Origin of the sequence: Citrobacter sp. XY323, from assembly GCF_025106035.1 — a bacterium.
In the GTDB taxonomy this organism is placed as follows: domain Bacteria; phylum Pseudomonadota; class Gammaproteobacteria; order Enterobacterales; family Enterobacteriaceae; genus Citrobacter; species Citrobacter braakii.
Genome location: NZ_JANYUK010000023.1, coordinates 1 through 10,248, shown reverse-complemented (window position 1 = coordinate 10,248; position 10,248 = coordinate 1). Strand labels below are relative to the sequence as shown.

Genomic DNA, 10,248 nt, shown 5'->3' with positions numbered 1-10,248 from the left:
TGTAAGGGATAAACTATGAGAAATGTCGCGCCTGTTGCCTTACTGCTGGCATTAACGCTCTGTACCCTGCGGGTGAATGCCGAAGATGAACCGCAAATTATTACGCCGGAAGGCCTGGCCACCAGTCAGATGCTGCCCTCGCTGGACGGCGCAGTTGCCGATCTGCCGCTGAGCGCCGCCGCCCCCGGCAGCCTGACGCTCAACGACGCGGTGAGTCGCGCCGTGAGCTGGCATCCTTCTATTCGTGAATCCATCGGCAAACTGCTCTCACAAAATGAGCAGATCGATGTGGCGAAATCAAAATATTACCCGCAGGTTTCTGCCGGGATGAATAACGGTTACAGCAATACTTACACCGATCACGGCTTTAGCCCGGCCCTGGTTATTTCAGTGTCGCAAATGCTGTACGACTTCGGCAAAGTGGCAAGCCAGGTCCGCGCTGAAACCGCCGGATCCGCACAACAGCAGGCGAATGTGTTACTCAGTATTGATACCATCGCCCACGCAACCGCCAACGCGATAGTCCAGGTGCAGACGTGGCAGCAAATGGTGGACGCCGCCGAAGAGCAGCTCAGCGCCTTGAACGGTATTGGTCGGCTGACCCGTCAACGCAATGCTGAAGGGGCAACCTCCCTATCCGACGTGGTGCAAACCGATGCGCGTATCGAGTCTGCACGTTCTCAGTTGGCGCAGTATCAGGCCAATCTCGACAGCAGCAAGGCAACGCTGATGAGCTTCCTCGGCTGGAACTCGCTTAACGGCATCAGCAACGAATTTCCGGTCAAACTGGACAGCAGTTGTGATGTGGTCAAACCGGACGATAAGCTGGTTCCCGCGGTGCTGGCGGCATGGGCGCAGGCGAATGTGGCCCAGGCAAATCTCGATTACGCCAACGCGCAGATGACGCCCACTATCTCCCTGGAGCCGTCGGTTCAGCACTATCTCAACGACAAATACCCCAGCCATGAGGTGCTCGACAAAACCCAGTACTCCACGTGGGTAAAAGTCGAGATGCCGCTGTATCAGGGGGGCGGACTCACCGCCAGACGCAACGCCGCCAGTCACGCGGTAGAGTCTGCACAGTACTCCATCCAGCGTACCCGACTTGAAGTACGGCAGAAATTACTGGAATCCCGCAGCCAGGCAATGAGCCTCGCCACTGCCCTGCAGATCCTGCGTCGCCAGCAACGGCTGAGTGAACAAACGCGCGAGCTTTATCAACAGCAGTATCTGGACCTCGGGTCACGCCCACTGCTCGACGTGCTTAACGCCGAGCAGGAGGTATATCAGGCCCGTTTTGCTGAACTCCAGACTCAAAACCAGCTGCGCCAGCTCCAGTTGAACTGCCTCTATAACACCGGCTCGCTTCGCCAGGCGTTCGCCTTAAATAACCGCAGTATTCAATCGGTGGAGATAAAGCTATGAGCGACGTCGATACACATGCGGAAGATGCGATTGGCGAACACGCCCTGAGCCAGTGGGCGCTGGCGATGACGCATATTGCCAGCCACTATCGCGTTGCCTGTTCGCCCGGCGCAATCCAGGCCAACGCCCCGTGGTTTGCGGGAAAAAGCCGAGCTATGGCCCTGGCGCAGCTGGCGCGTCAGGCAGGGCTGTCATTTCATGCGCTGGATACCGCCACGCAGGCATTCGGCCAGTGGCGTCTGCCGGTGGTGGCGGAACTGCGCGACGGCCAACTGATGGTGATAGAACATTTCAACGGTGAAGATGCGTTGGATGTTTTTATCATCGCCGAAGAGGGCCAGCGTAACCGACTCACAGTTGCAGAACTTCTGCCGGAGATCGTGAGCATTACCGCGCTGCGCCCGCTGTCGGCGCTGAAGGACAGTCGGGTAGACCGCTATATTTCGCGCTTCAAGCCCGACTGGATGCGCGAACTGGTGTTACAGGACATCCGCCCTTACCTGCCGGTCATGGTTGCCGCCTTTCTGATTAACGTCCTGTCGCTCGCCGGGATTATCTTTTCGATGCAGGTCTATGATCGGGTGATCCCCGCCCAGTCTTATCCAACGCTGTATGTTCTCTCCACCGGCGTTCTGGTGGCGGTGCTGTTTGGCTTTTTGCTGCGCGAAGCGCGTACCCACATAATGGACCTGCTCGGCAAACGCGCTGATATGCGCATTTCCGATCGCGTGTTCAGCCACGCATTGCGGCTGCGCAACAGCGCTGTTCCCCGCTCGACGGGGAGCTTTATTTCTCAACTGCGCGAGCTGGAACAGGTTCGCGAGATGATCACCTCCTCGACCCTGTCGACGATTGTCGATCTACCGTTTTTCTTTTTGTTTATCGTGGTGCTGGCCTTTATCGCCCCGCCCTTGGCGTGGATAGCCCCCGTCGCGGCCCTGCTGATGATCCTGCCTGGTTTGCTGTTACAGAAGAAACTGGCGGTGCTCGCCAACCAGGCAGCGCATGAATCCACCCTGCGCAACGCGGTGCTGGTCGAGAGCGTTCAGGGGCTGGAAGATATCAAGCTGATGCAGGCGGAAAACCGCTTTTTACAACAGTGGAACAGCTACATCCGTATTACTGGAGAGTCCGGACTGCGCACGCGCAAGCTGACTCAAGGGCTGATTGGCTGGGGCATGTCGTTACAAAGCCTGGTCTACGCCGCCATCATTATGTTCGGCGCGCCGATGGTCATTGAAGGCACAATGACCACCGGGGCGGTGGTGGCCGCGTCGATGCTCGGTTCCAGAATGATTGCCCCGATGGCGAACCTGTGCGGCGTGCTGGCCCGCTGGCAGCAGGTCAAGGCGGCGAAGATGGGGTTAGACAGCATCATGCAGCTTCCCACCGAAACGCAGTACGATGAAGACCGGGTGCATCAGGAGATTTTTCACGGCCATTATCTGTTTGAAAACGCGCACTTTCGCTACCACAGCGACGATCAACGCGTTCCGCTGCGCATCTCACGTCTGGAGGTCATGCCCGGTGAACGGGTGGCGATCCTCGGGCGTAACGGCGCCGGGAAATCAACACTGCTACAGGCCATGGCGGGTGGCGTAGAGATTATCCAGGGCGATGTCCGACTCGATAACCTGAGCCTGGCGCAGATCGATATGGCCGATTTACGCCGAAATATCGGTTTTCTCAGTCAGAATGCGCGGCTGTTTTTCGGCACCCTGCGCGAGAACCTGACCCTCGGCGCACCGCATGCCAGCGACGCGCAGATCTTCGAAGCGCTGGAGGTGAGCGGCGCGGCAGCTTTCGTTAAACAACTCGCCAAAGGGCTGGCGCACCCCATTATGGAGGGCGGCAACGGTCTGTCCGGTGGACAACGGCAGTCGATCCTGCTGGCAAGAATGCTGCTGCGATCGCCCAATATCGTGCTGCTCGACGAACCCAGCGCCTCGCTGGATGAACATACCGAACGAGAGTTTATTCAGCGCCTGAACCAGTGGCTGGGCAACCGAACATTGATTGTCGCCACCCATCGCGTACCGGTTCTGGAGCTGGTCGAGCGCGTAGTGGTGTTAAAAGAAGGTCAACTGGTCATGGATGCCCCGAAAGCGCAGGCGCTGAATGCGAGCCGGGCACCAGCCCCTACTCACGGTCGGGAGTGGAAAAATGAAAACCAATCCGCATGACGCTGCTATGGACGACCTCGATATCCGCCGCGAGCACCGTTTTTCCGGGGCCAGCCGTATTATTCTGCTCAGCACGCTGCTGTTTGCCGTCCTGGGTATCTGGGCGTATTTCGGCAAGCTGGATGAAGTCTCGACCGGCAGCGGGAAGGTAATCCCCAGCTCGCGCGAGCAGGTCTTGCAGTCGCTGGATGGCGGTATTCTCGCCGAGCTCACGGTACGCGAAGGAGATAAAGTACAGGCTAATCAGATTGTCGCGCGCCTCGACCCCACTCGCTCTGAGTCCAACGTTGGGGAGAGCGCCGCCCGCTATCGCGCCTCACTGGCTTCCAGCGCAAGGCTCAATGCCGAAGTTAACGATCTGCCGCTCGTGTTTCCCGCTTCACTACGCGCCTGGCCGGATCTCATCGCCTCCGAAACGCGCTTGTATAAAAGCCGCCGCGCGCAGCTCGCTGATTCTATGGCAGAACTGCAGGATGCGCTGGTCTCGGTAAATAAAGAGCTGGCCATAACCCAACGGCTGGAAAAAAGTGGTGCCGCCAGCCACGTTGAAGTGCTGCGTCTGCAACGACAAAAAAGCGATTTAGGATTAAAAATCACCGATCTGCGCTCACAATACTTCGTGCAGGCGCGGGAAGCGCTGTCAAAAGCCAATGCCGAAGTGGATATGCTGGCGGCTATTTTGAAAGGACGCGAGGATTCCGTCACCCGCCTGACCGTGCGCGCGCCGATGCGCGGTATTGTGAAAAACATCCAGGTCACTACCATTGGCGGCGTTATCCCGCCCAATGGCGAGATGATGGAGATTGTACCGCTGGACGATCATCTGCTGATAGAAACCCGCCTGTCTCCGCGCGATATCGCGTTCATCCACCCCGGCCAACGGGCGCTGGTGAAAATAACCGCTTATGACTACGCGATTTACGGCGGTCTGGAAGGCGTAGTCGAAACTATTTCCCCGGATACTATTCAAGACAAAGTGAAACCGGAGATATTCTACTACCGCGTGTTTATCCGCACCCATCAGGACTTCTTACAGAACAAACTGGGACGCCATTTCTCCATCGTACCGGGAATGATTGCCACAGTGGATATAAAAACAGGTGAAAAAACCATCGTCGACTATTTAATCAAACCGTTTAATCGCGCAAAAGAAGCGCTGCGCGAGCGGTAAATCCTTGAGGATTAGGGGTTGCGGGGGCTGGTCACGCGTGTCACAAGTCTGTTATACTTGCTCTAACACATTGGGGCTGATTCTGGATTCGACGGGATTCGCGAAACCCAAGGTGCATGCCGAGGGGCGGTTGGCCTCGTAAAAAGCCGCAAAAAAATAGTCGCAAACGACGAAAACTACGCTTTAGCAGCTTAATAACCTGCTCTGAGCCCTCTCTCCCTAGCTTCCGCTCTTAAGACGGGGATCAAAGAGAGGTCAAACCCAAAAGAGATCGCGTGGAGGCCCTGCCTGGGGTTGAAGCGTTAAATCTAATCAGGCTAGTCTGGTAGTGGCGTGTCTGTCCGCAGGTGCCAGGCGAATGTAAAGACTGACTAAGCATGTAGTACCGAGGATGTAGGAATTTCGGACGCGGGTTCAACTCCCGCCAGCTCCACCACTTGCTCTTCCGGATACGTCCGGGGAAATCCTGAAAGCCCGCATGGCACAAGCCCTGCGGGCTTTTTTGTGTCTGTCGTTGTCTGAGGGCATCCGGCTAAATCCAGAGATAATTGGTACACGTTTAGGTACACGCTATACTGTGGTCCATTAAACGTGTACCAATTATGGAAGGGATCCAGACATGGCGCGCATTACACGCCCACTGACTAACAACGAAATACTTAAAGCTAAACCCCGTGAAAAAGACTTCACCTTACATGATGGTGATGGCCTGTTCTTACTCGTCAAAACCACTGGTAAAAAGCTCTGGCGCTTCCGCTATCAACGTCCAAACAGTAGCAGCCGAACTAATCTCAGCCTCGGCTCATACCCTGCCCTTACGCTCGCAACAGCTCGCCAGATCCGCGACCAGCATTTAACCATGCTCGCACAAGGCATGGATCCACAGCAGCACCAAGAGCTAGCGTCAGAACAACGTCAGATTGAGCTGGATAGCATTTTCTCAACAGTAGCCGCTAACTGGTTCCAGATAAAAAGCAGAAGCGTCACAGAAGATTATGCAAAAGACATTTGGCGCTCTTTAGATAAAGACGTGTTCCCCACTATCGGTTCGATACCTGTTCAGGAGATAAAAGCCAGAACGATTGTTGAAGCACTGGAGCCAATTAAAGCTCGTGGTGCACTTGAGACTGTTCGTCGTTTGGTACAGCGTGTTAACGAGATAATGATTTATGCGGTTAACACCGGTCTGATAGATGCGAATCCGGCATCAGGTGTCGGAATGGCATTTGAGAAGCCAAAAAAGCAAAACATGCTGACATTACGACCAGAGGAATTGCCAAAGTTAATGCGCTCTTTGGTTATGTCTAACTTGTCGGTTCAAACTCGCTGTCTGATTGAATGGCAACTCTTGACCCTTGTTCGCCCTTCTGAGGCTTCTGGTACACGATGGGAAGAGATCGACCTCAATGAAAAGCTCTGGAGGATTCCAGCTGAACGGATGAAGGCGAAGCGCGAGCATATTGTACCTTTGTCTTCTCAGGCATTAGATATTCTGGAAATTATGAAACCAGTGAGTGCTCACCGAGAACATGTTTTCCCTAGCAGGAATGATCCAAAGCGTCCTATGAATAGTCAGACCGCAAATGCAGCTTTAAAACGCATTGGTTATGGTGGAAAATTGGTTGCACATGGTTTACGTTCTATAGCCAGCACAGCTCTAAATGATGCGAACTTCAATTCTGACGTAATAGAAGCAGCTTTAGCACATATTGATAAAAATGAAGTTAGGAGAGCCTATAACCGTTCAACTTTCCTTATGCAACGGAAGGAATTAATGAATTGGTGGGGCATGAAAATAAGTTTTTCCTATGTAAAGGATATAAAAGGAGATAAGGCATGTCAGATTTTTTAGATACTAAAACCAGTATGGTGATATACGCTTTAGAAAAAAGTTTAGCTGCATACGTAAAGCGAGAAGATATAGGTAAAGAAAGTTCTTTATCTGAACACTTTAGTTCCCGTTCTGCAATTGAAATTCAAAAAGGAAGGGATGCAATAACTAACACACAATCACTGATTGAGGCTAGCTACATAAATGATATTTTCAGCTATGCTTTGATAGTTTCTAAAGGCACTTCGGATTATGATAGACTTAACGAATTAAAGAGCTTTTGTAATACAATAAATTTATTCTTTATACGAAATCAAGTTAGCCACCCAACTAGACCATTCCATGATCATTATTGGTATTGTGCCGCTGCAATCGCTTCTCATCCAATGATTGAGGCACTGCAATTTACCAATGTTCAAGAGAATTTTTATGCAGCTTTAACAGGACAATTAAAATCACCGCCTGAAGAGTGGTTTAAACAAGTAAGCTGGGAGATTGATAATAACCTTCCTGAAAAATTTGACCATGACATAACAAGTTTAATCGGTCGTAAAAAAGAGAGAAAAGCACTTTTAGCTGCGATCAATAATCCACGTATAAATTTCATTTCGATTGTGGCTCCAGGTGGAGTGGGTAAAACAGCACTCGCATTAGATTTATTAAAAGAAATAAGTTTAACACCTTCCTCGCATGAGAAATTTGATCATATTTGTTATGTAACATTAAAAAAACATCACTTAACAGTCAATGGCATTACTGAACTTGAAAATATTGATTCAATAACTCAAATTAAACAAGAGATAGTTAAATACTTTAGCCCAGATGATTTTGATAGTACAAAACAAGACTTAAGTTATTCTGACGTCTTAACAGAAGAAAATAATAAAAAGGTTCTATTATGCATCGACAACCTTGAAACACTCCTTCGAGATGGCCCTGATGAATTTATGGCTTTTTTATATGAATTACCTACTAATTTCAAAGTAATTGTCACTAGTCGAATAATGGTAGATAGTTCATATCCAATTCCCTTAAAAGAACTTCAAACTGATGGTGCATTTCAACTTGCCAAATCATATTCTGATAAGAAAGGTATCATGAATTTGGAGAATGTTGAATTAACTAAAATTATCGAATTTACACATAATAACCCTTTAGCAATAAGACTTACCATCGATGCAGTTCACTCTGGTATGCCGGTTCCTGAATCGATAGAGAAATCGAAAAAAGACATTGCTTCATTTTCATTTAATAACCTTATTGAAACTCTAACTGAAGATGCAGTTTTAGCTTTGGAGTGTTTATTTGTAGCTGGTAATGCAAATCGAGAATTCCTATCACATTTCTTAGAGTTTGATCAAGATGTAATTGCAAAAACCATCAAAGAACTTACAAATACATCATTAATTTCAAGGAGTACAACGTCTAACGGAGAAGATCAATTTTCATTGAGTGAATCAGTTAAAGATCTACTAATAAAAGGGCCAAGAAACATGGCGGCCCGCACTAAAATAATTGAAAAAACCAAGCAACAACGCCAAGATATTTTACTGCTTCAAAAATTCCAGCAAGATAAAGATTTGCATGAATTTGATTATCGATTTATTCCCCAAGATTGCCCAGAAGCACTTCAAATAGCCATAAATGATGCCAATAAAATATTAGGCTACAGAAACCCTCACAGAGAGAAATTAATCTCTATCTTTGAGCGTTTTAATACACTAATTCAGTTATATCCGAATTCATCTATATTCTTGAGAACATTTGCTAGAATCTCAGCAAAACTAGGTGATATTCCATCTGCCTTGATACATATAAATAAGGCATGTCTTTTAGAGCCTGAAAACCCTTTAAACAAGCTAACATTAATGTACATTGAAAAAGATAGGGGTGAGTTCATCGAGGCTCAGAATGCTGCTCAAGAATTAATAGATCGTGGTTTTGATAGTGCACAATTGTCCGGGGACATTCTTTCAGCAACTATTATGAGAGAGTATCTTGGAGTGCATCTTTATGGTCGAGAATATAATGATATTATCGAATACACTGAGAACTGGATGACATCAAGCCACTTACAGGAGCAGGCCTATTTCAGAACTGCCGCCTTAAAGAGGTCAATTGAGAATACGTTCAGGATTAATACGCAAGAAGCAGAAAAAAACATATCCGAGATCATAGAAATATTATCACATATGTTTAATCAAGGCGGCCTAAATGATAGGCTTGCTGATGAAGGAATAAAAACATTAAGTCTATCAAGTTACTTATTAAAAACCGATGGCTATGAACCATCCAGCTCACAGTTTATTTCCAACTTAATCAATTTCGCTGAAAATAACCTTGCGGAAATGACAAAATATTCAATTTCATTCAACATGAAAAGTAAGGATGTTATTGAGATAGTATCCACACTTATGTCTATTAAGATACCATCAAACCCATTCCGTTCTTTGAAGTGGAAGCATTTCAGTACTTCAGAAAACTTTAATGAATATGAATCAAAACATTGGGAATCAAACGGTTATAAAATCACAACAATTTACTCTGACTTTAACATAAAAAAAGGGTTCGTTTATTCCAAAGATTTAGACGGTATTGAATACATGATTCATATTAATAGCTGCCTAGGTGATGAAAAATATCGTTGGGAGGAATACTCTCGCGGTAAGTCTGTGGCTATTAAAGCGACACGAAGCAAGAAAGGTTATGCCGCAATCGAAAGCCATTTAATCTAAAAGGATATATAAAGGCGTGTGCGTAATTCTCGCCACGCCTCCACCCCCTCTAAAAGCTGCTATCTCTACCCGTTTAACCTGCCCGGCACAGCCACAAGCTCAGACTACGAAAATAAATAGACTCTTTAACGCTGGCGCGCAATGCTCTCCCCGCCACGCCTGCCCGCTTAAGAGGTCACTTTTAATGCAGGTGCATGAACGGCCTCAGGCCGCACCGGTACTGGTGTTGCGTGGGATAAAAAATACGGGGATTTGCATGCAAAACCATGCACCTTATGGATGCATGGCTTTTTTCAGGAAAAATAGCGGAATTTTCGGGGATTTTTTTGCGTGCTACCGTGCGGCCAGTTCTGCACGTCGGCGGGTGTAAATCAGGTTCTGTGCCGGGGTGAATTTCTGGCGATTATCATCCCGCGAAGCCGCATCAGGCCTGAATCCGATGGCCGTTAAAATGTCGCTGTCCTGCGCGGAATAATTAATTTTTTCACCTGTGGCCAGCCACACCGACAGGGCTTCACGCAGATAATCAACCGAGTGCTGCATGGCGCTCTGTTTTACTGCGGGAAGCTGTTCGTGATATCCCATCAGCTCAGGTGCCAGCGTGGCGGCCAGCTCCGCGCCGTGCTGCTGCATAAAGTCATGGAGCCGGTTGCGGATACTGATGTGCTGCACCTCCTCATGTGAGCGGATATAGCGACCGGCGGCCTGATTAATTTCCCACTTTTTCACGTCGATATTGTCGCGCAAATCCTGCATTCTGAGCGGAATTTGTTCGTCACCGGCAAGGAGCTGTTCACGGTATTCCCGTTCAAGGTCTGCCAGTTCGGCTTTACGTTTCAGCCAGGTGTTTTTGTTCGTCTGACAGGCCTCAAAGGCCTGCTGTATGGTCACAGTGGTCACGTG

6 protein-coding genes and 1 other RNA gene are annotated in these 10,248 nt (G+C 49.0%); 6 read left to right on the top strand and 1 reads right to left on the bottom strand.

The window, feature by feature from the left end:
• The first annotated feature begins 15 nt into the window (after positions 1-15).
• From N0B36_RS23400 to N0B36_RS23375, 6 genes are all read left to right on the top strand, one after another.
• Entirely contained in the window at positions 16-1,425 is a 1,410-nt protein-coding gene (locus tag N0B36_RS23400; protein ID WP_259689339.1) for a TolC family outer membrane protein, read from the top strand.
• Complete coding sequence (locus tag N0B36_RS23395; protein ID WP_259689337.1) at positions 1,422-3,608, top strand: type I secretion system permease/ATPase; 2,187 nt, start codon at positions 1,422-1,424, stop codon at positions 3,606-3,608. The genes N0B36_RS23400 and N0B36_RS23395 overlap by 4 nt, the downstream gene beginning before the upstream one ends.
• Before the next feature lie 7 nt (positions 3,609-3,615).
• The gene (locus N0B36_RS23390; protein ID WP_085951071.1) at positions 3,616-4,779 is read left to right on the top strand and encodes an HlyD family efflux transporter periplasmic adaptor subunit; all 1,164 of its coding nucleotides are present in this window, start codon (positions 3,616-3,618) and stop codon (positions 4,777-4,779) included.
• 72 nt (positions 4,780-4,851) lie between these two features.
• Positions 4,852-5,215: a transfer-messenger RNA gene (gene ssrA / locus N0B36_RS23385) on the top strand.
• Positions 5,216-5,398: 183 nt separating this feature from the next.
• A complete protein-coding gene (locus tag N0B36_RS23380) occupies positions 5,399-6,631 on the top strand; it encodes an integrase domain-containing protein (protein WP_259689335.1) in 1,233 nt (410 codons plus the stop codon).
• Positions 6,616-9,345, top strand: coding sequence for an ATP-binding protein (locus N0B36_RS23375; RefSeq protein ID WP_259689334.1), 2,730 nt, complete (start codon positions 6,616-6,618; stop codon positions 9,343-9,345). Before N0B36_RS23380 ends, N0B36_RS23375 begins: the two co-directional genes overlap by 16 nt.
• A 333-nt stretch (positions 9,346-9,678) precedes the next feature.
• On the opposite strand, the gene N0B36_RS23370 is transcribed toward N0B36_RS23375, so the two are convergent.
• Positions 9,679-10,245, bottom strand: a complete 567-nt coding sequence (locus N0B36_RS23370) for a phage polarity suppression protein (protein ID WP_259689357.1) — start codon at positions 10,243-10,245, stop codon at positions 9,679-9,681.
• Positions 10,246-10,248: the final 3 nt, after the last annotated feature.

What these genes read in the sequence shown, in the direction of transcription:
- N0B36_RS23400 (WP_259689339.1), top strand. Translation starts at nt 16, where the DNA reads ATGAGAAATGTCGCGCCTGTTGCCTTACTGCTGGCATTAACGCTCTGT.
- N0B36_RS23380 (WP_259689335.1), top strand. Translation starts at nt 5,399, where the DNA reads ATGGCGCGCATTACACGCCCACTGACTAACAACGAAATACTTAAAGCT.
- N0B36_RS23395 (WP_259689337.1), top strand. Translation starts at nt 1,422, where the DNA reads ATGAGCGACGTCGATACACATGCGGAAGATGCGATTGGCGAACACGCC.
- N0B36_RS23390 (WP_085951071.1), top strand. Translation starts at nt 3,616, where the DNA reads ATGGACGACCTCGATATCCGCCGCGAGCACCGTTTTTCCGGGGCCAGC.
- N0B36_RS23375 (WP_259689334.1), top strand. Translation starts at nt 6,616, where the DNA reads ATGTCAGATTTTTTAGATACTAAAACCAGTATGGTGATATACGCTTTA.